Annotated in this window: 20 protein-coding genes and 3 pseudogenes; 11 read left to right on the top strand and 12 right to left on the bottom strand. The window is 52.7% G+C overall.

The genetic code is table 11. The features are described from left to right. The 5 genes and pseudogenes from NQ559_RS12630 to NQ559_RS12610 form a co-directional block, all read left to right on the top strand. Positions 1 to 816, top strand: a pseudogene (locus tag NQ559_RS12630) (TraG family conjugative transposon ATPase); the annotation flags it as partial. A gap of 629 nt (positions 817 to 1,445) precedes the next feature. After that, entirely contained in the window at positions 1,446 to 3,122 is a 1,677-nt protein-coding gene (ltrA, locus tag NQ559_RS12625; RefSeq protein ID WP_026318569.1) for a group II intron reverse transcriptase/maturase, read from the top strand. Between the two features lie 94 nt (positions 3,123 to 3,216). Continuing rightward, positions 3,217 to 4,488: pseudogene (locus tag NQ559_RS12620) on the top strand (TraG family conjugative transposon ATPase); the annotation flags it as partial. 555 nt (positions 4,489 to 5,043) lie between these two features. Next, complete coding sequence (locus tag NQ559_RS12615) at positions 5,044 to 6,849, top strand: reverse transcriptase domain-containing protein (protein WP_244062016.1); 1,806 nt, start codon at positions 5,044 to 5,046, stop codon at positions 6,847 to 6,849. A gap of 111 nt (positions 6,850 to 6,960) precedes the next feature. Further along, positions 6,961 to 7,398 (top strand): annotated as a pseudogene (locus tag NQ559_RS12610) (TraG/VirB4 family ATPase); the annotation flags it as partial. Here NQ559_RS12610 and NQ559_RS12605 read toward each other — a convergent pair. Continuing rightward, on the bottom strand, positions 7,395 to 7,739 hold the full coding sequence (locus NQ559_RS12605; protein ID WP_018696885.1) for a hypothetical protein: 345 nt from the start codon (positions 7,737 to 7,739) through the stop codon (positions 7,395 to 7,397). The pseudogene NQ559_RS12610 and the gene NQ559_RS12605 sit on opposite strands and share 4 nt — an antisense overlap. Positions 7,740 to 7,819: 80 nt before the next feature. Between NQ559_RS12605 and NQ559_RS12600 the strand changes: the two genes are divergently transcribed. Genes NQ559_RS12600 through traN form a run of 6 tightly spaced genes read left to right on the top strand, consistent with a single transcriptional unit; the run spans position 7,820 to position 12,479 of the window. After that, entirely contained in the window at positions 7,820 to 8,452 is a 633-nt protein-coding gene (locus NQ559_RS12600; protein ID WP_018696886.1) for a DUF4141 domain-containing protein, read from the top strand. 9 nt (positions 8,453 to 8,461) lie between these two features. Further along, positions 8,462 to 9,481, top strand: a complete 1,020-nt coding sequence (gene traJ, locus NQ559_RS12595; RefSeq protein ID WP_026318572.1) for a conjugative transposon protein TraJ — start codon at positions 8,462 to 8,464, stop codon at positions 9,479 to 9,481. A 13-nt stretch (positions 9,482 to 9,494) separates the two neighbouring features. Continuing rightward, positions 9,495 to 10,118, top strand: a complete 624-nt coding sequence (gene traK, locus NQ559_RS12590) for a conjugative transposon protein TraK (RefSeq protein WP_018696888.1) — start codon at positions 9,495 to 9,497, stop codon at positions 10,116 to 10,118. Next, the gene (locus NQ559_RS12585) at positions 10,108 to 10,365 is read left to right on the top strand and encodes a hypothetical protein (RefSeq protein ID WP_018696889.1); all 258 of its coding nucleotides are present in this window, start codon (positions 10,108 to 10,110) and stop codon (positions 10,363 to 10,365) included. The genes traK and NQ559_RS12585 overlap by 11 nt, the downstream gene beginning before the upstream one ends. Then, a complete protein-coding gene (traM, locus tag NQ559_RS12580) occupies positions 10,346 to 11,572 on the top strand; it encodes a conjugative transposon protein TraM (RefSeq protein WP_026318573.1) in 1,227 nt (408 codons plus the stop codon). The genes NQ559_RS12585 and traM overlap by 20 nt, the downstream gene beginning before the upstream one ends. A gap of 1 nt (position 11,573) precedes the next feature. Next, on the top strand, positions 11,574 to 12,479 hold the full coding sequence (traN, locus tag NQ559_RS12575; protein WP_018696891.1) for a conjugative transposon protein TraN: 906 nt from the start codon (positions 11,574 to 11,576) through the stop codon (positions 12,477 to 12,479). A 223-nt stretch (positions 12,480 to 12,702) separates the two neighbouring features. Here the strand turns inward: traN and NQ559_RS12570 are convergent, their stop codons facing one another. The 11 genes from NQ559_RS12570 to NQ559_RS12520 form a co-directional block, all read right to left on the bottom strand. Beyond that, the gene (locus tag NQ559_RS12570) at positions 12,703 to 12,945 is read right to left on the bottom strand and encodes a hypothetical protein (protein ID WP_015547838.1); all 243 of its coding nucleotides are present in this window, start codon (positions 12,943 to 12,945) and stop codon (positions 12,703 to 12,705) included. Between the two features lie 114 nt (positions 12,946 to 13,059). Then, positions 13,060 to 13,323 (bottom strand): hypothetical protein, encoded by a 264-nt coding sequence (locus NQ559_RS12565; RefSeq protein ID WP_026318574.1) that lies wholly within the window; start codon positions 13,321 to 13,323, stop codon positions 13,060 to 13,062. Between the two features lie 51 nt (positions 13,324 to 13,374). Next, complete coding sequence (locus NQ559_RS12560) at positions 13,375 to 15,099, bottom strand: ParB/RepB/Spo0J family partition protein (protein WP_018696892.1); 1,725 nt, start codon at positions 15,097 to 15,099, stop codon at positions 13,375 to 13,377. 39 nt (positions 15,100 to 15,138) lie between these two features. Further along, on the bottom strand, positions 15,139 to 15,735 hold the full coding sequence (locus NQ559_RS12555; protein WP_018696893.1) for a hypothetical protein: 597 nt from the start codon (positions 15,733 to 15,735) through the stop codon (positions 15,139 to 15,141). After that, on the bottom strand, positions 15,732 to 15,965 hold the full coding sequence (locus NQ559_RS12550; protein WP_018696894.1) for a hypothetical protein: 234 nt from the start codon (positions 15,963 to 15,965) through the stop codon (positions 15,732 to 15,734). Before NQ559_RS12550 ends, NQ559_RS12555 begins: the two co-directional genes overlap by 4 nt. Further along, complete coding sequence (locus NQ559_RS12545) at positions 15,962 to 16,219, bottom strand: hypothetical protein (RefSeq protein WP_015547834.1); 258 nt, start codon at positions 16,217 to 16,219, stop codon at positions 15,962 to 15,964. The genes NQ559_RS12550 and NQ559_RS12545 overlap by 4 nt, the downstream gene beginning before the upstream one ends. Positions 16,220 to 16,266: 47 nt before the next feature. Beyond that, positions 16,267 to 17,271, bottom strand: a complete 1,005-nt coding sequence (locus tag NQ559_RS12540) for a hypothetical protein (protein ID WP_026318575.1) — start codon at positions 17,269 to 17,271, stop codon at positions 16,267 to 16,269. A gap of 19 nt (positions 17,272 to 17,290) precedes the next feature. Then, on the bottom strand, positions 17,291 to 17,566 hold the full coding sequence (locus NQ559_RS12535) for a hypothetical protein (protein WP_018696896.1): 276 nt from the start codon (positions 17,564 to 17,566) through the stop codon (positions 17,291 to 17,293). A 582-nt stretch (positions 17,567 to 18,148) separates the two neighbouring features. Beyond that, the gene (locus tag NQ559_RS12530) at positions 18,149 to 19,012 is read right to left on the bottom strand and encodes a BRO-N domain-containing protein (protein ID WP_015547832.1); all 864 of its coding nucleotides are present in this window, start codon (positions 19,010 to 19,012) and stop codon (positions 18,149 to 18,151) included. Between the two features lie 8 nt (positions 19,013 to 19,020). Further along, positions 19,021 to 19,596 (bottom strand): ORF6N domain-containing protein, encoded by a 576-nt coding sequence (locus NQ559_RS12525; protein ID WP_018696897.1) that lies wholly within the window; start codon positions 19,594 to 19,596, stop codon positions 19,021 to 19,023. 88 nt (positions 19,597 to 19,684) lie between these two features. Next, positions 19,685 to 19,876, bottom strand: a complete 192-nt coding sequence (locus NQ559_RS12520; protein WP_229028890.1) for a helix-turn-helix domain-containing protein — start codon at positions 19,874 to 19,876, stop codon at positions 19,685 to 19,687. Positions 19,877 to 20,811: the final 935 nt, after the last annotated feature.

Here is a 20,811-nt window from a genome sequence, read left to right as displayed (position 1 = left end):
ATGAATAACACCCTGAAAACCGAAACCCTCGAACGGAAATTTCCGATCTGAAAGGTCGAACACGATTGTATCCTCTCCAAAGACGCCAACATCACGGTGGCGTTCGAGGTTACGCTTCCGGAGTTGTTTACCGTCTCTTCGCAGGAATATGAAGCGCTGCACGGCGTATGGCTCAAAGCGGTGAAGGTGCTTCCGGACTATACCGTGGTGCACAAGCAGGATATTTTCGTTCAGGAGCAATATCGTTCCGACATCGGGAAAGATGATTTGAGTTTCTTGAGCCGGTCGTTCGAGCGGCATTTCAACGAACGACCTTTTCTGCATCATACCTGCTACCTGTTCATTACGAAGACAACCCGTGCGCAAAGCCGCCGTCAGAGCGATTGCAGTGTGCTGTGCCGGGGTACGCTCGTCCCGAAGGAGTTGCAGGACAAAGATGCGACGACGCGCTTTCTGGAAGCTGTGGAGCAGTTCTCCAGCATCGTCCGCGAGAGCGGCTATATCCGGCTGCGGCGTCTCGGAGCGGACGAGATTGCCGGGACTCCCGAATCTTCGGGAATCCTCGAACGTTATCTCACGCTGTCACCGTCCGGGAAGACTCCGTTACAGGACATGCGTCTCGATCCCGACCGGATGTGGATCGGCGACAAGGCGTTGTGCCTGCATACGCTTTCCGATCTGGACGACCTCCCCGGCAGCGTTCGTACGGATGACCGCTACGAACGCCTCTCGACGGAGCGTTCCGATTGTCGGCTTTCATTCGCCGCTCCCGTAGGATTGCTGCTCTCATGCAATCACATCTACAATCAATATGTGCGACAAGAGGTCGTGTAAGTAATTGTTTAACAATCAAATGAAGTAACAAATATCATTCAGATCAGATTAAACCTATTGTTCCGTCAATAGTAGCCTACGGTCACGTGCGTCGCTCAAAAGGCGGGGTGCGAAGCTGGCCGGACAAAGTAGCCCTTCCGCAAGGAGAAGCCCGAACCGCGAGGGAACGGCAACTGCTCTTAGCACAAAAGAGTCGGGGAGCGAGGCTGGGCGGTATGGTTAGCACAAGCGAACTGTTATAAGCGTCGTAATGTACGAACAAGCCAAAGTTGCTGAGAGGCTTGAACCAAAAGGTAACGCAGTCGGATAACCCTTTGTATTGTGGGGTTACACGGACAAAGCACTGCCGGCGCAACGGACAGAACCTAACCCGCTCATTTGTTACTTACGCGAAACTTGGTAAACCCGTATCTCTCCTGCCTTCGGGCAGGTAAGCCGACCGCAAGGAAAGCCGAATGAGGTGCGGGTATGGGAACGCAGAAAAAGCGAATGCCGTCCTGTAACGGGGCGGATAGGAGTTTCAACGTCACTCCGCCGCGAAAGCGGGCAGACTTCTGCGAGGTGACTCTTTACAAGAAACTATGTAGAACTTTCTAAAAGAAGGAATGCAAATGAACGAGATTAATTTATCGTGTGCGCCTGCTGACCGTAGGCAGTGGAACAACTGGACCGACATTGATTGGGTCAGATGCGAAGCTGCGGTTCAGAAGCTGCAAGGACGTATTGTAAAGGCTCAGAAAGAGGGTCGTCCGGGCAAGGTAAAAGCCCTGCAATGGACATTGACCCACTCGTTTTACGCCAAAGCGTTGGCGGTCAAACGAGTTACCTCTAACAAAGGTAAGAACACGGCGGGAGTGGATAAAGTTCTCTGGACTACTCCCAACGCAAAAATGGGTGCTGTCGCCGATCTGAAAAGACGTGGCTACAACCCGCAACCGTTACGAAGGGTACATATCAAGAAGAGTAACGGCAAACTCCGTCCGTTAGGAATACCTACAATGAAAGACAGGGCCATGCAGGCATTATACCTCATGGCTCTGAACCCGGTAGCAGAAACTACCGCCGACAGACACTCTTACGGCTTCCGTAGGGAAAGGTGTACGGTCGATGCGATAGTACAATGCCATACGATACTTTCAAAAGAGGTATCTCCGCAATGGATACTCGAAGGGGACATCAAAGGTTGTTTCGACCACATCAGCCATCAATGGTTACTCGACTATATCCCTATGGATAAGGTCATGCTCCGTAAATGGCTGGAAAGTGGATTCGTATTCAACCGGCAACTGTTTCCCACCGAGGAAGGTGCGCCGCAGGGCGGTATCATATCGCCGACACTCGCGAATATGGCACTCGACGGCCTGCAAGCAATGCTTGCAGAAAATTTCAAACTGAGACGTACCAAAATGGGATATTTCAATCCTATGGTAAATCTTGTGCGATACGCAGATGATTTCATTATTACCTGTTCCGACAGGGAAATTTTGGAATCGCAAATCAAACCCGCAGTCAGCGAGTTTCTTCAAGCACGGGGGCTTACCCTATCAGAAGAAAAGACGAAGATTACTCACATTGATGAAGGATTTGACTTTCTGGGTTTCAACATCAGGAAATACAAAGGTACGCTGCTTATCAAACCGTCAAAGAAGAACGTCAAGGAGTTCCTTGCCAAAATTAAAAGTATTGTTCGTAAGAACCAAGCTATTAGGCAGGACAAACTTATCGGACTTCTAAACCCCGTCATAACCGGTTGGGGCAACTATTACAAGGGTTGCGTAGCCGCCAAAACCTTCAAGAACGCAGACGCACAAATCTTCTACAAACTGTGGGCGTGGGCATTACGCCGCCACCGCCACAAGGGTAAGAAGTGGGTTTACAACAGGTATTTTCTGTCGAAGAAAGGCCGGGCGTGGACATTCGGTACGATGCTGAAGAACAACGGGAAACCATTTCCGTACACACTGAAGTATCTATCCGATATTGATACGAAGACCAAGCCTATCAAAATCCGCAGCAAAGCCAACCCATTCGACCCGGAATGGCGACCATACTTTGAGATGCGTAACAGGATGAAAATGTTAAGCTCTCTCAAAGGCAAACAGGGCTTTCTCAGAATGTGGGAGAAACAAAATCAGCGTTGTCCGTTGTGCGGCGAGATAATCGACGCGGATAAAATCTGGACTATTGCGGAGTTATCCGACAAGTCCGGCAAATCCAAAATCATCGCCCATGACAGATGCAGTCGTACACTTACCCGTAAAATTAGAGCTTATGAGCCGGTTTCATAATAGAAACTTTGAGTTGCTTGAGCCGTATGATGCGAAAGTATCACGTACGGTTCTTAGAGGGGAAGGGAGCAGTAATGCTCCCGACCTACTCGACCTGTTTTTGGATAACAGCGACGAAAACCTCAGGCAGTTCGAACGTACGGCCCGTAACATGCAGTCGCTCGCGCAGTACAGCCGTTCGAACCAAATCAACAAGGAATGGATCGACGATTACCTCAATGAGGCGCACTCCTTCTCTCTGACCTCGATACGCGCCCATTTCAATGTCATGGCATGGGGCGAAGGGAGCGAGGAGCTGAAGCAGATCCGTAACGATGTAGGGGCGCAGCTGGCGCTTATGGGGTGCACGCCGCGTCATAATACTGTGGATGTTCCGACGCTTTTCTGGGCGGCGATCCCCGGCAACGAAGGGGATTTTCCCGCCGAAGAAAGTTTCTATACGTTTCTCGAACAGGGCTTGTGTCTGTTTAACGAAGAGACGAACTATCGCTCATCTTTGTCGCCTTTCGGCATTAAGATGGCGGATCGGGTGAGCGGTATCCCCATTCACCTCGACATCTCCGACTACCCGATGAAAAAAGGATGGATAAGCAACCGGAACCGTGTGGTCATCGGGCCTTCAGGGGGAGGCAAAAGTTTTATCCTCAATCATATATGCAGGCAATATTATGAACAGGGCGCACATATCGTGATTGTCGATACGGGAAACTCCTATCAAGGATTGTGCTCGCTTATCCGGCAGAAAACCAAAGGTCGGGATGGAATATATTTCACCTATCAGGAGGATGCCCCCGTTGCCTTCAACCCCTTCTTTGTCGAAGACGGAGTGTACGACGTCGAGAAGCGCGAATCGCTCAAGGCGCTGTTGCTGACTTTGTGGAAGCGCGAATCCGAGGAACCGACACGTGCGGAAGAGGTGGCCTTGTCGAATGCCGTGAACCTATACCTCTCGCAACTCAAGACCGGCACTGCGGTCACACCTTCGTTCAACACCTTCTACGAGTTCGTCGCAACGGATTACCGCCGTCTGTTGGAAAAAAAGCGCGTCCGGGAAAAGGATTTCGATATTGAAAATTTTCTGAACGTTCTCGAACCTTACTATCGTGGCGGGGAGTACGACTACCTCTTGAACTCCGACAAGCAGTTGGACTTGTTGGATAAGCGATTCATCGTCTTCGAACTGGATAATATCAGCGAAAACAAAGTCCTTTATCCTGTCATTACACTGATTATCATGGAGACCTTCCTTACAAAAATGCGGCGGCTGAAGGGTATTCGCAAAGTTCTACTGCTCGAAGAAGCATGGAAAGCTATCGCCAAGGCGGGCATGGCGGGATTTATCAAGTATTTGTGTGCGCCCGTACAAGCTGCTTAGTAAATATCCCACTGGCAAGGGATTAGGTAAGTGTTCTTTGAAAAACCTATCATCACCCGACTTATCCGAAAGGGAAACCGGACGGGGAGTGTAGCATGTCGGGAACGTCGTAAGTCAGTCAGTTACCAGACTGCCACTGAACGGCAAGATGAAACGATGGATATGAGGATGAAAACCGAATTGTTTGAACGACAGTCCGAGCTGCTCTACTTGAAGGCTATGACGTAAGGTAACTGAAATCGTCATACTGCGGTACTGCTCCGGTGTATAGGTACGGACGCAAGCAAGAACTTGCCGCAGAGCAGCCATGATAAATGGTAAAGGACGGAAATCGCATCCGACAATCCATCATGCCAACAGTTACTAAGTAAGTAAACGGGGATTACCTAAACCGGAACGCCGTAAGGCTATGAGGTGCAGACCTCTGAATATCCGGCACGGTAACGGAGCCTCCGTAGTAGTCCGGGCAGGGTAACGCCCTGCACATGGCGAAGGGAGGCAGCTAATTTTCTTTAATACAATTTAATGGATAATGTGAGAGACATTATGAGAAGTCCGGAAGGAGTATTAAACAGTCTGAACGAACACAGTAAGGATTCGAGCTACAAGTTCGAACGCCTTTACCGGATTCTGTTCAACGAAGAGTTGTTCTATGTTGCCTACCAAAAGATCGCATCGAACGGAGGCAGTACGACCAAAGGCTCCGACGGTCGCAGTATCGACGAGATGAGCCTTGCCCGGATCGAAACGCTGATAGCCTCGTTGAAAGACGAAAGTTATCAGCCTCACCCGTCGCGGAGGGTGCATATCCCGAAGAAAAACGGGAAAACGCGCCCTCTGGGAATACCGGCTTTTGAAGACAAGCTGGTGCAGGAGGTAGTCCGCATGATTCTGGAAGCCATTTACGAGGGACATTTTGAGACCACCTCGCACGGTTTCCGACCTAAACGGAGCTGTCACACTGCATTACTTCATATTCAAAAGACGTTCAGCGGGGCGAAATGGTTTATCGAGGGCGACATCAAAGGGTTCTTCGACAACATTGACCATGATGTACTTGTCGGAATCCTGCGGGAGCGCATTTCAGATGACCGTTTTATCCGTCTGATACGGAAATTCCTGAAAGCGGGATACGTCGAGGATTGGACGTTTCACAACACTTACAGCGGAATGCCGCAGGGAGGTATCGTCAGCCCGATTCTGGCGAATATATACCTCGATAAATTAGACAAGTACGTGAAAGAGTATATCCGACATTTCGACATGGGAACCAAACGCAGGCCGGGCAAAGAGAGCAACGATTTGGCCAATGAACGAAAACGGACTGTGCGGAAACTGAAAAAGGTAAAAGACGGGACTGAGAAGGCGGCTTTGGTCGCAAGACTCAAAGCCATCGAACAGGAACGTGCAGCATTTCCAAGCGGAGATGAAATGGACGGAAGTTACCGCAGGCTCAAATACATCCGTTACGCCGACGATTTTATTCTGGGTGTAATCGGCAGCAAAGAGGATGCACTGCGGATAAAGGAGGATATTAAATCATTCCTATCCGAAAGCCTCGCCCTCGAACTGTCCGAAGAAAAGACGCTGATAACCCATACGGGTAAATCGGCGAAATTTCTCGGATATGAGATTACGGTAACACGGAACAATCATCAACGACGGGATGTGCAAGGACGTCTGCGACGCACCTACGGCAAGCGTGTCCGGCTGAATGTCAGCATGGCAACGCTGCGGGACAAACTTCTGGAATACGGAGCTATGGAAATCAAGCTCCGCAACGGGAAAGAGATTTGGAAACCCAAATGCCGTTCAGGATTGATATTCAACGACGATCTTGAAATCCTCGACCGATACAATCGGGAAACAGTGGGATTTTGCAACTATTACCTGATCGCCAACAACTGCGTCGTACTGCACAACTTCAGATATATCATGGAGTACAGCATGTATAAAACATTTGCGGGCAAATATAGGAGCACGGTACGAAAAATCAACAAAAAGTACCGTCTCAACAAACTGTTCACCGTAAAGTACGAGCAGAAAGGGGTAATCAAGTCCCGAACCTTTTACAAGACAAGTTTCAAACGCCGGACAACGGCGTTCAACGGAAGCTGCGACATCGAACCGTACTCTATTGCAGACGTGAGCCGAACCAATTTGACGGACAGGCTCAAAGCGGAAAAATGCGAATTGTGTGGGGCAACGGGCAAGCTGATTATGCACCATGTCCGCAACCTCAAAGACCTGAAAGGGAAAGAGAGTTGGAAACGGCTCATGTCAGCCCGAAAACGCAAGACCATTGCGTTGTGTCCGAGTTGCCACAGGCTGCGGCATCTGGGAAAAGTTTAGACTGAAAAAAAATTAGTGGAGAGCCGGATACGCCGAGAGGTGTAAGTCCGGTTCGGGGGCGAGTTCTTGGAAACCTGCCGTAGAAATACGGTAAGGCGCCGGGTACTTAGCCTACATAAAACCTGCCGCAAGTATTTCGGCGAGTGTATGTGCGTAACGCAGGAGTTGGACGACCTGCTGTCGTCGCCCGTCCTCAAGGAGAGCGTCATCGCCAACTGCGACTGCCGCATCCTTTTGGACATGCGTAAGTATGCTAACAAGTTCGACGAGATTCAGGAGTTGTTGGGATTGAGTGATAAGGAACGCAATCAGGTGTTGTCGATCAATCGGGCCAATGACCCCAAGCGCCGCTACAAAGAGGTGTGGATCGGACTCGGAGGCGTACACTCTGCTGTCTATGCTACCGAAACGAGTCTTGAGGAATACCTCTGCTATACCACCGAAGAGACTGAAAAACTGGAGTTGCAACGTCTCACGGAGAAGCTCGGCGGCAATATCGAGCTGGCCATACGCCAGTTGGCCGAGCAAAAACGCAATGAAGATCATTAACCTAAAATCCGAAAATCATGTTCATATCCAAAAAAGAACTCGCCGCGCGAGACGAACGGCTGCGCCGGGCGCAGGAAGAGATCGAGTCGCTGAAACAGACCATCCGGGAGTTGCAATCCGAGGTTGCCGATGACCGTATCTGCGGCTGCTGAAAGAACGAATACGGAGAGCGGATCACGATCCGCAAAACGGCTCCGGGATATGCCGCGACGCTTTTCTGCGGCGAACGTCCCGTGCGGGACATGGTCATTCTCAAACGCGATGACAGTCTGTGGCTCCATGTCTTGTACGGACAAACCGGCGGATGCGTCGTTCATCACACGACCAACGATATTCTGCATATCGGATGTTTCGGGCTTTTCGTCCGCGACGACCGGCCGCAGCGTATAGGGACGGAAGTAATCCTTCAGGCTCCGGTGCGATGGGACGGCGAATAGGCTTCGGCCTGCTGGCAGCGATGCTGCTGGCAGGTCATCCGCTTCGGGCGCAGTGGGTCGTGAGCGACCCCTCGAATCTGGCGCAGGGTATCGTGAATTCCACCAGGCAGGTCGTCGAAGCGTCCCGGAACGGAAGTACGCTGCTTCAGAGTTTTCAGCAGACGGTAAAGATTTACGAGCAGTCGAAGAAATATTACGATGCGCTGCGGTCGGTGCATAACCTCGTCAAAAGCGCCCGTCGCGCGCAGCAGACGATGCTGCTCGTGGGCGACATCTCCGACATATACATCTCGAACTTCCGGTCGATGCTCGACGATACGAACTATTCGGCCGAGGAACTCACGGCAATGGCCGCAGGCTATACGAAGCTGCTGTCGGCGAGTGCCGACCTGCTGAACGACCTGAAGCAGATCATCACTCCGTCGGGGCTTTCGATGACCGACAAGGAGCGGCTGGATATTATCGACAGGATCTATTACGAGATGCTCGAATACCGCAATCTTACGGAATACTATACGCGCAAGAATATCTCCGTGTCGTTCCTGCGCAGCCGTCAGCGCGGGGATTCGGAGCGTGTGCGGGCCTTGTACGGCGGCCATAACGACAGATATTGGTAACCTATGACGATGCCATTAGCCGTAGAGTGGACGAACCTGCATCAGATTCTCCGCTCGTTGTACGCCGATATGTTGCCGTTGTGCAGCGATATGATGGGCATTGCCAAAGGACTCGCCGGATTGGGCGCCCTGTTTTTCATCGCATACCGGGTCTGGAAATCCCTCGCCGCCGCGGAGCCGATCGAGGTATTCCCGCTGCTGCGGCCTTTTGTGCTGGGGCTGTGCATCATGGCTTTCCCGACCCTCGTGCTGGGGCCTTTGAACGGCCTATTGTCACCCATCAGCAATGCCACATCGCATTTGGTCGATCGACAGGCGTTCGATCTGGAGAAATACCAGACACAGAAGGATGAATTGCAGCGTCAGGCGATGCTCCGCGATCCGGAGAAAGCCTATCTTATCAGTAATGAAGAGTTCGACAAACGGCTTGACGAATTGAGCTGGAAGCCTAAAGACCTCATGGCGATTGCCGGGATGTATGCCGAGCGAGCCGGGTATCAATTCGGTCAGAAAGTCCGTGAGGCATTCCGAACGTTTCTGGAAACGCTCTTCCAGGCGGCATCGCTGACCATCGACACCGTGCGGACGTTTTTCCTGATCGTTCTGGCGTTACTGGGGCCCGTGGCCTTCGCCTTCTCCGTGTACGACGGCTTTCACAATACGCTGGCGTCTTGGCTGGCACGCTATATCTGCATCTATTTGTGGCTGCCCGTCAGCGACCTGTTCGGTGCGATCCTTTCGCGCATCCAGATTCTGATGCTCCAGCAGGACATCGAACGACTGCAAGACCCGACGTTCATACCCGACGGAAGCAATACGGTCTATTGCATTTTTATGATTATCGGAATCGTCGGATATTTCTGCGTGCCGACCGTTGCGTCGTGGATCATTCAGGCCGGAGGCGCCGGAAGTTACGGCGATAAAGTCGCAGGCGCAGGACGTGCCGTGGCGATGGGCGCTGCCGGAGTCGCCGGAGCGGCGGTCGGAAATGTCGGAGGCCGTATAAAAGGGGCTTTGAAGAAACGATAAAACGTAATAAAATATGGAATTCAAAACATTGAAGAATATAGAATCGTCCTTTCGCCACCTGCGGCTCTTCAGCATGCTCTTTCTGGGAGCCTGCACGCTGATCTCGGTGGCGGCAGTGTGGACATCCTACCGCTTCGCGGAAGCCCAGCGGCAGAAGATCTACGTACTGGATCAGGGCAAGTCGCTGATATTGGCCCTGTCGCAGGATATGGCCCAGAACCGTCCCGTCGAAGCCCGCGAACACGTGCGGCGCTTCCACGAGCTCTTCTTCACCCTCTCTCCCGACCGCGAGGCCATCGAAGGCAATGTCCGCAGGGCGCTGTACCTTGCGGACGGAAGCGCCATCGCCTATTACCAGAGCCTCGCAGAGAAGGGATATTTCAACCGCATCATCGCCTCGAACGTATCGCAGAATGTCGTCGTGGACAGCATCCGATGCGATTTCGACTGCTATCCTTATGCCGTGGAGACCTTCGCACGGCAGAAGATCGTCCGTGAAAGCAATGTCACGGAACGGACGCTCGTCACGACATGCCGTCTGCGGAATGCCGTACGCTCGGACAACAACCCGCAGGGATTCCTGATCGAAGACCTGCGCATTCTCGAAAATAAAGACCTCGGAAGTTATGAGCGCTAAGGATTTACAGACGCGGGCCGAAGCGTGGCTGAAGGCCCGCATGAAACGTCTTACGCCGCGCCAGCGGCTCGGGCTGGTTACTGTGCTGCTGCTCGTCTATGCGGCGGTCGCCCTGATGATTCTGTTCGGTGGAATGCGGAGTCGGGAGACGTCGATTCCCGCCGTCGAACACCTCCGGCAGCCACTACTGCCGGAAAGGAGCCTGTTACCTCTAAACACGAGTGAAGATGACACGCAGGAGCGATAACGGAGCAGTTGAAAAACTGTCGCAATTTCTCACACCGCAGCACCTCCGGCAACTTAAGTTCGCCGGCGTCGTGACGGTGATGACACTGCTGTGCGGCATTTTCCTATGGTACCTGTTCACCCCGAAACCGGCTCCGCAGCAGGCGGGAGCGGGCGGATACAATGTTACGATTCCGGAAGCGACGGTAAAGCCGGCGGAAACGGACAAACGCAAGGTCTACGAACAGGAGCAGTACGAGCAGCAGCGGCGCGAGAAACTACAATCGTTGGGTGATGTTATGGACGACCGCTTGCCTGTGACCGGGGAAATGGCGGATGCTACAGTTCCGGCAGCACCGACGGCGATCGACGAATCGGATGCTGCCTACCGGAGGATATCGGGTGAAATGGCGGCTTTCTACACCCCGGCCCCTTCTTGCGGCAATACCGAGGTCGAAGCACTGAAAGAGCAGGTCGCGGCCCTGCAATCCCAGCTCGACGCCGAGCGGCAGCAGCCCGATCCGCTGGAGCTGGCCGAGGAGCAGTACAAGCTCGCACGGAAGTATCTCGGCGGCGGAACGGCCGCGGACGAAGAGGCCGGGCCGACGAAGCAGCGAAGGGATTCGCGTCTGTCCGTCATGCAGCCCGTTCGGGAGGGTGAGGTCGAAGCCTCGACGCTCGATCCGCGGGCGGATTTCGCTGTCGAGCGCAACTTGGGATTTCTCACGGCGGCAGGTGGCGTTGCGCATGCCGATATTCCGACCGTCAAAGCCTGCGTAGCTCAGACACAGGTCATACGTGCCGGAAGCACGGTACAGCTGCGGCTGCTGGAAGCCGTGCGTATCGACGATACGGTGATCCCCCGCAACACCCCGTTATACGGTCTTGCGACGATCTCCGGGATGCGGCTGCAAGTCACGGTGTCGTCCGTCGAATACGGCGGACGGATCTTCGCTGTCGAAGCCGTAGCTTACGACCTCGACGGCCAGCCGGGGCTGAACGTCCCGAACTCCCGCGAACGGACGGCCCTCAAAGAGGCGCTGGCGTCCGTAGGACAGACTGCCGGGACGAGTGTAAACGTCACCCGTTCGGCCGGGCAGCAGGTGTTGTCCGAGCTGGCGCGCGGAGGATTGCAGGCTTCGTCGCAGTATGTCGCCGGGAAGCTCCGCGAGGTGAAGATAACCCTCAAAGCCAACCATCAGCTATTATTGATTTCAAAACAGCAGTAAAATGAAAAGAGACCTTATTTATCTGCCCCTGATCGTCTCCGCAATCTGGGCAGCACACGCTACGGCGAAGGCCATGCAGGACGGGCCGCAGCAGATCGAACCCCGAAAGATCGAAGCGGGATTCACCAAGACTGTACACATCCTCTTCCCGTCGCCCGTCACGTATATCGACATCGGCTCGATGGACATCATAGCAGGCAAGGCCGACGGGGCCGAAAACGTCGTGCGGGTGAAGGCGGCCGTGCGGAATTTCGCAGCAGAAACAAACCTGACGGTCATCACCGAAGACGGCGGATTTTTCACTTTCGATGTCTATTATGCCGAGAATCCGGCTGTCTCGACCGTCAATCTTACAGTGCAGGATCAGCAGACGGAAGGTGTGAAGAAACCGGATGCCGCAGGCGATTATCAGCCGACGGCCCCAGCATCCGAAAGCCGGGTGCTGCTGCGCGAGGTAGGGCGCGAGAAACCCGCGACCGTAAAGCGCATGTTGAACGACATATACCGGCAGAACCGCACGGATGTGAAAGGCATTCGCACGAAAAAGTACGGCATCGGGGTCGAAGTGCTGGGGATTTACGTGTTCAATGACGTGATATACATTCACTCCTGTATCTCGAACGACACGAATATCTCTTTCGAGGTGGATGCGCGGCGATTCATCGTAGCGGATCGCAAACTCGCCAAGCGCACGGCACAGCAGCAGACGCCGCTCGAAGTCCTGCGCGTATGCAACGATCCGGCAGTCGTGAGGGGACACCAGCGTCAGCGGACGGTATTCGCACTGCCCAAACTGACGATCTCTGATGACAAGGTGCTTTTGCTGGAAATCATCGAGAAGAACGGAGCCCGGCATCAGACGGTGGAAATACCAGCCGAAGAGTTGTTAGAAGCAAAACTGCTGTAACGGGAAAAATAAGATTCGATGCTCGTACACTTTCTAACGGCTATTTGCCTGACAATGGGAATATTGTCGGTACTGGTCGCCATCGGACTATGTTGGTTGATCCTCTTTCCGGAGTATCCGAAACACAGATATTGCTCCGGGGTTGAACCCAATTAAAAGTGCCCGGTAAAACCGGGCACTTTTAATATTTTACAACTTACAATTCTCTGGTGTGGCAGGCAGGTCATTCCACGACTTGTCCGCCATAGTGCAATGTGCATATTTCACGATGTATCTGCCGGCATAGCAGCTCGATAACCCGTTCGGAAAGATCGTGCCGCACCGTGTGCATGAAGCGGCGGTTCTCGATGCGGCTGAACAGGCTTGTGCCGTCTTCGGCGACGGCGCAGCAGATTTGCGCCTCGCGGAAACGGTCGTAATCGGTGAAATATTCCACATCGGGAGCGATACGTATATAAGATTTCATAGGTTCGTCAGATGATGTTTTGACACAATTCGGGGTGGCGGTATGGCGGGAGCCGCGGGCGTCCGCCCGTTCGCGTCTGCGGCAGTCATGCCGCAGACGGAAACCGGGACTTATTTATGGTGTCGCAAGGTCGTTGAATCGCAGTTCGATAGTTGTCAGCAACAATCCCGGCGGACAGGAATAAGTGCCCCTTATGTCCGATTCTTCGGAGAAGATATGCACGGTATAACGGTGTTCGCCTCGTTGCCGGGAAATCCGGATACTCCAAGTATGGCCGTTTCGGCGTGCGAAAAAAATGTGATTCCCCGCACCTGCCTGGATCAGATCGAAAACGGCGATTCCATGCCGGCGAAGATCGTCGATAAATTCTTTCAGCATGATTCTATTCGGTTTTATGGGGACGGCCTGCGGGCCGTCCCCGATCAGAATTTAGGCGGCTTTCTTTGTCGTTTTCTTGGTGCTCTTACCCGTTTTGCCCTCTTTCTTGGCGGCTTTGGTCTTGGCTTTCTCCTGTGCCTCGGCAACGGCAATACGCTCGTCGAGACGGTCGTTGCGCTTCGTGTATTCCTCGTCGAACTGCGCTTTCACAACCTCGTATTTCTCTTTGTGGTGCAAGGCTGCGAATTCCATCAGCAGTTGCTTCCCCGTTTTGTCGAAACCGATGTCGGATGTAAGGCTTTTTACAAGAAAATCGCGGGTGATGAGATCGCGTTGTTCGTCGGTCAGCGCATTGACGACAGCGATTTTCTGTTCGGATGTCAAATAATACGCTTCGGGAAATCCCACGGCGGCGAGGTGTTCGCGCCGCAGGCTTCCGAGCATGATGTAATAGAGAATGTTGTCTTCCAGCTGGGTAAACGGCGTCGGAGCGATCTCCTCGTCGCGGACGATCTGCCGGACGGCTTCGACGGTTTTTTCGTGTGCGAGTTCCGTGTTGCGGATTTTCTTCTCCTCAAGGCGGGCGATCAGTTCTCCGGTCGATTCCCTGCCTTTGGCGGCTTGGTTCACATAGACCAGCCGGGCGTTGTCGCGCGAGGTTTTGACGAAAATCCGGATCGCCCCGGCGTCGTGCTTGGCCAGCAGGTCGGCGGTCTTTTCCTCGGCGGCCTTTTTCTGCTGTTCATAGATCTGCATTGCCACGGTATAGTCGGCATCGGTGGCATAATCCGCCGGACATGGTTCTGCGGGCATAGCGGGCATTTCCTGCACCTGCCCGTATTCGAACGCCTTGCATTCGACCCCGTTTTCGGTCATATGCTCTACGGCCTTATCATGGTCGTCGCATCCGTAACGGTCTTTGCAAAGGATGAATTTCGGGTTTTGCGCGAGCAGTTCTCCGCTTTTTCGCTCGATGAATTCGCGGTTTTTGGCTTCGAGACATTCCCGGTTCGTACACCGTCCGCTTCCCGTGGCGAACATATCGTATAGATTGGTGTTGTGCTTGCATTTGGCGCACGCCGTTTGGTCGAAGCGGTACCGGGCCAGATCGTTCGTATAATGGGCGTCTACCATCCGCTTGAACTCCTTTACGGAGTATTTCCGCCACCCCTCCTCGTCTTTGAGGCGGTCTTTGCAGATCGTCTTTTGCAGGTCTTTCCCGTACCGTGCCAACTCCATGGCGAGACCCAATGTAATAGAGTTTTCGCGCAAAAGTTTTTTGATGTCGGGAATCAGTTCGTTGAGTTTCATCCGGTAGTAGATATACTGCTCGCTTTTGCCGAAGCGTGCGGCCACGGCGGCGGCGTCCCCGCCGAGGGTCTGCATGGCGGCTTTGTAGGCTTCGGCCTCGTCGAGCGACGGCATCTCCTCGCGCTGAATGTTCTCCGAAAGCGCGAGGTCGAAGATCGCCCGTTCGTCGGCGGGAGCGGCATCGACGATTGCCTCGATCTCGGTCTGGCCGAGCAGTTGCACGGCGCGGTAGCGGCGTTCTCCGCAGACGATGATATAACCGCCTTGTTCTGCGGCTCGCACCCGGATGGGCTGAATAAGGCCGTGCGTGGCAATGGAGGCGGCCAGTTCCGCGAGGGCATTCTCGTCGTAACTCCGCCGCGGATTGTTGGGGTTGGGGCGGATTTTGTCAATGGAGAGCAAAACGGTCGATTTCGTGCTCTGGGCGGCGGTTGCGGTCGTGGTGTCGGTTTCGTTCGTTTTCATGGTGTGATGGTTCATTAGAATTGATATGTTATTGTGGAATTAATTGATCAGATGATATGCTGTACCGCTGGCAAGGTATTCCCATGCGTTACTTTCAGCCAGTTCTGCGAAATACTCCTCGCTGCGGCAATACCGGGCATCGTCGCGGCATGCCCGGAAAAAGGTGTCCAGACAACATTCGATCAGATCGTAGAAAGTCGTATCGTCCGGATGCGTGAAGAAGCAGTATATCGGATCGAGGATCATATTGTCCATATAATACCCTGTCAGCGGACATTCCGTCGTACAGAATAGGCGGCTTCGGCGGCGTCTTCTCCCTTTGTAGTAGATTTTCGGGACGAACAGATGCGATCCGAAATTGTTGTGTAGATAGGCGGCGAGCCGTGCTCCATGCAGATTTTCAATAGTATCTTCGTAAGGCGAATACCAGCTGAAAGAGTAGGAATAACCGTCGTATTCCCATTTATTGCACCGTATGCCGAGTAGATCACAGAAGGCATTCAGCGTTTGTTTGTTCTCCGCATTCCATCCGTATTCCGGTTCATCGTTGAGCCACTTGCGATATGCCCGTGCCCGTGCTTCGGGCGAAAGTTCGCCCAGCGAGAAAATTTGGTAGGTTACGGTTTCCGTTCTCATGATCTTGAAAGGTATTTGATCAGTTGCTTGTGGCGGTCATACGGTATTTTGAACAGCAGGTAGGTAATGCCTATGCCGTTACGGGATGCGTTGTGAAGGAGTTGCCGCAGATCGGGGTCTTCCCCGGCCGTGACGCCGAACACCTCCGGCATGTATTTTTCCGGCAACTGCGTGCGCATCATGTAGTCGAAATCCGCCGTGCGCTGTATGATTTCTTCGTATGATTTCATAATAAAGTCGTTAAGAATGAGAGGATCGAATCGCCGGACATGGCATGCGCGTTGTCCCAATTCCGCCATTGCTGTCCGTCCTTGTTTTGTAACGAGAGGTTGAAAAGAGGGGCTTTCCCCTGCGACCATTTGCCGGAATAAATCCGGATGCTGAAAGTGCGTACATGGCCGCTGAAATCGAAAAAGGCGGTGTATTTTTCTTTGCCGTTGATCTCCAACAGGAGCGCGGCGATAGCTGTTATCTGTTCGTTCATGCTCTCGGGTGTTGTGGGGCGGGCGGATGCACGCCCCGGATTGAATGTTATTTGAGATAGGCGGCCAATGCGCTGCGCACCTCTTGTTCTCGGCGTTTGGAGAAAATCCACCCGGCGCACCGGGTGCCGTCGTGCGTAAGGTAGGCGCGGAACAGCCCGTTCAGATCGCGGAGCGTGTCACGCAGGGGTTTCGTATCGCCGAATACGGCGATCGACTTTTCGGAGTATTCCACGATCTCGACACGTGCGTCGGCCACGGTTTCGGGGGCAGCGGTCTGCACGGGTGCAGGGTTTTCGATACACACGTTCTCGGGATTTCCGGCCACGACGGCGAAACGCTTGATAATGCCCTCTTTGTCGCGGCACGATTCCTTGCTGACCTGCCAGCCCGAATAGCGGTGCGTGCCAAGGTAATAGCCGTGCCCCATGCTGTACTTTTCACGGTGTTCGTACTCGGCATTACGCTCGGCCAGGTGTGCCGTGCCCTCGAACCGTGCCGCGGCCTTGCGCATTTCGGGAAACAGATCGCGCGTGTGGGTCGAGAAGCCGAGAATCACCGTGCGCACGATACGCGAGCCGAAATAGTCCGTATAGGGGTCGCATTCGCTTTCATGCTGTTCACCGATGATGACGGCCACGGCATCGTCGGGAACGATCTGCCGCAGACGCTCCGCGCCGATGGTGCGTAACCGTTCCGCGTCTTCCGCCGCCGCACGTCGGGCGGCTTCCTGCTCGGCTTTGAGGGCGTCGGCACGAGTGCGGAGCGCCGCGACTTCGGCGGCATCCATAAATTCGGGGTGCTCGTCGTCGTAATAGTGCCCGATACCGAATTTGTCCCGCAAGGGGCGGATCAGATCCGCGGAGTGCTCCTCGGCGGTTTCGGGGTCGATCAATCGGTAATTGTAACCGGATTGTGTGTGTGCGATTCCGGCCACGACCATGCGCTGACGCATGTTGTAAGGGCCGTCGAAAATGACGATCTGATTCTCCCGCACGCTTTGTACGTCGGTGTCGTAACTCTTTCCTGCGAATAGCAATGTGACTTTTCCCATAGTTGTAAAGTGTTGAATGTTAGTAAAACAGCCGCAGAAGAAACCGCACGAGGACAACCACGGGGGAAAGGACGAGACGCACGATGTCCCGACACCGCCGCAAGAGCCATAACGAGAGGCAGAAACCCAAAAAACCGCCCGCACCGAGATAGATGCCCGCGAGAAATTTGAACGCCGCAAACGCGCCGAAAAGCACAGCCGCGAAACTTGCCGCAGACCTCCAAAACCCGCAGATGCCGGTGGGAGCGGTGCCGCTCCGTTTCAAAATTTCCCGTATGTCTTTGTGCTGTTTCATAACTACGACCTTTTTTTTATGCCGTATGGGCCGCGTTTGCCTTGCTTCCGTTTCTGTGGGCTATATTTCAGAGGGGCGGAATACAAACAAGATTTCAGGACAAAAAAATCAGCCGCAACTTACATATTGCGGCTGATTTATTTGTCTGAACCCGAAGGGCCCCGATCTTGGTTGTTTTCCGACCCCCTGCCATAGCTTCGCCCACGGAAACGGAAGCAAGGCAAACAAGACCCATAACGTGATAAACGGGGAGTAGGTAGTCTCGGAAACAGCACAAAGACATACGAGGAATTTTCAACCCGGATATAAAAAAGCAGATATATCTGAAACATATCTGCTTATCTGTCTTTGGCCGGATTGTATCTTGCTATCGGTAGCCAATAATTTCAAAATACTGCGAGCCGTAAATCCTTTGCCGTAGGCGGCGGTTATTTCCATTTTGGAAACAACCGATTCTGTATCGGGATTTTCAGCGTTCGACCGTTCCCAATGGCATATATTTATTCTAATTGGATATCCCATTTTGTGATTTCGAATTCGAGGTCACAAATTGCGGCCTCAAACCGATTGCGAACCGTCGGATCATTCTGTCGTATCCGCCTCCGGGTGTTCGATCCCTTCGGCTGTTTTTTCGGCCAATGCCTGTTTTGCCGTGAGCGGCGATACGATTCTTTTTCCGGTCTGGGCTTCGATCTCGCGGCGGGTATTCCCGGCGATACGTCCGCCCTGTGCCGCCACGGCACGGTTCGCTGCGGTCGTCCGCGGTTTTCGCTCTTTCGAAATTTCGGTGGTCGTCGCTTCGGCAAGCATGTTGAGCACCAGCTCCAGATTGGTCATGTTGTCGCGCAGGCTTTCGGTTTTCAGTCCCTTGTACTGCTTGTACTGGCGCGTGGTCATACCCGACCAGCCCAGCGTAATAATATCGGTCAGCGTGGCGTATTCCTGTCCCTTTTTGATGCCGCGGCGTTCCCATTCGTCGGTCAGTTCCTTGCGTACCTCGATGGATTTCAGCCGCTGGTTGATCCAGTTCTCGGAATAGCCTTTGCGGTGGTAGTATTCCAGCATCCGGTCGATGCCCTGTTCCGGGTCGTCGATCTCCTCCAACCGTTCGCGGGCAAGCGAAGAGAGCCACAACTTGAACGGCTCGGCTTTCGGCGAGGGAATCGACTGCACCAGTCGGAAAAGCTGCTCTACGTCAGCCACATCGGTTAGGCGCATCTTGCCATCCGGAGCGGTCATTTTCAAACCGTGACAATTTGTCACGGTTTCATTCCCTTCAGCTTTCAGCCGTTGTTTGAGTTTGCGCCAGTAGGCTGCGGCATCTTTACTTTCGGTCAAAACTGCGATAACATCGACAATCGAAACGTACCACTTGCCCGCTTCGTCGTCCCAGACGGTGCGTACCTTACGCTCTTCAAAAAGTTGTATCGCTTGCTTTTGGGTCATGGCTCTTTTTACTTTGATTGCTTAAAACCGATGGGCCGGGGCTGTTTGCGGGCCTTTGGAACTTTGACCGACAGGGCTGCGATGGCCTCGTAGATGTTGTCAAGCTCCTTGCGCATGTCTTCCGAAAGGTCGTTCACCGCCTCGGCATTGTCCTCGTCCGCCCGCTCCAGCAGAGCCAGCTTCGCCCGGATTTCAGCCAATTCCGAAGTAACGGTTGTAGCTGTCGTAATATAATTGCGCATGGCGACAAATGCTTTCATAATAGAGATACTTACTTGTATTGCCATTCCACTGCGCAATACCGCAGAAAGCATCGCAACTCCCTGTTCGGTAAAAGCATAAGGTAGGGATGTCTTCGGCCGCTTCACTCTGGATGTCGTCACAAATTGTGATGACATATTTTTCCATTCAATTTCGGAAATGCGGAACATGAACTCTTCCGGAAATCGTTCGATGTTACGTTTTACGGCCTGATTCAATGCACTGGTCGTAACTTGGTAGAGCGCCGCAAGGTCGAAGTCGAGCATCACGCGCTGGCCGCGGATTTCGTAGATTTTACTTTGTATGGTTGTGAGTTCTTCCATCAATAAGTTTGGGCAAGTTCTTTCCTTCAACACAAATATAGTCGCTTTTTTGCAAAAAGAAAGACGAAACCGCTCCGTTTCGTCTTTTCTATTCTTTTTTCGCAGGATAATTTATCGGTGCGAAGAATTCAGCGATTGTGATGTTATATAATTTACAGAGTTTCAGTATAGATTGTGTGTTTGGAATGGAGGTTCCTGATTCATACCGAGAAATATCTAAATGTGTAAACTCAATAACTTCTTCTTGAGAATACCCATGATCCGAACGTAATTGTTGCATACGTTCTATCAAGAGCCGTTGAAAAGTAGTATCTCTATATTTGGGAACCTTTGTTCGCATTTTTTGCAAAGGAAAGGTGATGTCTAAAATTTTATACACGTGATTTCACGTGTATTCGAAAAATTTGATTATATTTGCATACGTGGATTTCTAAATACAGAAATTATGCTACATTTGCGATTGAATAGTTCGGCGTAGCCGACGGACATAATCATAAAGGGTAAACAACTCTTTATACCTACTTGTAAACTTGGAGACCTCTTCGGAGGATGTTTAATCAGATGGTATAATGGTTGTCAGCTCCGGTTATGTCCTGTTTGTTGTTTGCAAGCAGGGCTTGACTGGGGCGCAGGACAGCTTCCATCTGAAGGTAACTCCAAGACCGACAAGTAGGGGCTGACACCGCGCCCCCTTTTTATTTTCTGCGGGCGCATCATCCACTAACCCGAAACCGTCATGCGCCGCCATTTGCCGAATACATTACCTCATACGGATTGCACCCGCCGAGCGACCGCCGGCAGACGGAATCGGTATGTGCGGGCGGCACATATTATATACGGAACGGCCGCCGGCAATATAATTCCCGCAACAACTGTGGCTCCTAAATATGGCAACGGTAGCCCGGTTCCTGTTTCCGGGATAAATTTTTCTTACCGGATCGACCATAAAAAAATAACGGATGCGGCTGCTATTCGGTTGAATTCTTCAAAAAACAGTGTGAAGTTGCGTCACTATCACGTCGAATATCACCGCATCCGTTTTATTATACGCCTCCTCGCTCCGTTATCGACTGCTACGAGGAGGGGCAATATTATAAAATTCAGTCGGAATAGTAGTTGTTTTCAGCAAAATACATCAATGCAATATGATTTTTGTATTTTTGCAGAGTCGACACTACGGACAATGCCGGTACCTGATACGGATTTACATCACCG

It is taken from the genome of Alistipes onderdonkii, assembly GCF_025145285.1.
GTDB lineage: Bacteria > Bacteroidota > Bacteroidia > Bacteroidales > Rikenellaceae > Alistipes > Alistipes onderdonkii.
Note: the sequence above shows the minus strand (reverse complement) of the source record. Positions and strands in the feature narration are given on the sequence as shown.

Bases quoted from the DNA above. Each gene is read 5' to 3' on its own strand.
- ltrA (WP_026318569.1), top strand. From the start codon at position 1,446: ATGAACGAGATTAATTTATCGTGTGCGCCTGCTGACCGTAGGCAGTGG.
- NQ559_RS12615 (WP_244062016.1), top strand. From the start codon at position 5,044: ATGAGAAGTCCGGAAGGAGTATTAAACAGTCTGAACGAACACAGTAAG.
- NQ559_RS12605 (WP_018696885.1), bottom strand. From the start codon at position 7,739: ATGCAGAATATCGTTGGTCGTGTGATGAACGACGCATCCGCCGGTTTG.
- NQ559_RS12600 (WP_018696886.1), top strand. From the start codon at position 7,820: ATGGGACGGCGAATAGGCTTCGGCCTGCTGGCAGCGATGCTGCTGGCA.
- traJ (WP_026318572.1), top strand. From the start codon at position 8,462: ATGCCATTAGCCGTAGAGTGGACGAACCTGCATCAGATTCTCCGCTCG.
- traK (WP_018696888.1), top strand. From the start codon at position 9,495: ATGGAATTCAAAACATTGAAGAATATAGAATCGTCCTTTCGCCACCTG.
- NQ559_RS12585 (WP_018696889.1), top strand. From the start codon at position 10,108: ATGAGCGCTAAGGATTTACAGACGCGGGCCGAAGCGTGGCTGAAGGCC.
- traM (WP_026318573.1), top strand. From the start codon at position 10,346: ATGACACGCAGGAGCGATAACGGAGCAGTTGAAAAACTGTCGCAATTT.
- traN (WP_018696891.1), top strand. From the start codon at position 11,574: ATGAAAAGAGACCTTATTTATCTGCCCCTGATCGTCTCCGCAATCTGG.
- NQ559_RS12570 (WP_015547838.1), bottom strand. From the start codon at position 12,945: ATGAAATCTTATATACGTATCGCTCCCGATGTGGAATATTTCACCGAT.
- NQ559_RS12565 (WP_026318574.1), bottom strand. From the start codon at position 13,323: ATGCTGAAAGAATTTATCGACGATCTTCGCCGGCATGGAATCGCCGTT.
- NQ559_RS12560 (WP_018696892.1), bottom strand. From the start codon at position 15,099: ATGAAAACGAACGAAACCGACACCACGACCGCAACCGCCGCCCAGAGC.
- NQ559_RS12555 (WP_018696893.1), bottom strand. From the start codon at position 15,735: ATGAGAACGGAAACCGTAACCTACCAAATTTTCTCGCTGGGCGAACTT.
- NQ559_RS12550 (WP_018696894.1), bottom strand. From the start codon at position 15,965: ATGAAATCATACGAAGAAATCATACAGCGCACGGCGGATTTCGACTAC.
- NQ559_RS12545 (WP_015547834.1), bottom strand. From the start codon at position 16,219: ATGAACGAACAGATAACAGCTATCGCCGCGCTCCTGTTGGAGATCAAC.
- NQ559_RS12540 (WP_026318575.1), bottom strand. From the start codon at position 17,271: ATGGGAAAAGTCACATTGCTATTCGCAGGAAAGAGTTACGACACCGAC.
- NQ559_RS12535 (WP_018696896.1), bottom strand. From the start codon at position 17,566: ATGAAACAGCACAAAGACATACGGGAAATTTTGAAACGGAGCGGCACC.
- NQ559_RS12530 (WP_015547832.1), bottom strand. From the start codon at position 19,012: ATGACCCAAAAGCAAGCGATACAACTTTTTGAAGAGCGTAAGGTACGC.
- NQ559_RS12525 (WP_018696897.1), bottom strand. From the start codon at position 19,596: ATGGAAGAACTCACAACCATACAAAGTAAAATCTACGAAATCCGCGGC.
- NQ559_RS12520 (WP_229028890.1), bottom strand. From the start codon at position 19,876: ATGCAACAATTACGTTCGGATCATGGGTATTCTCAAGAAGAAGTTATT.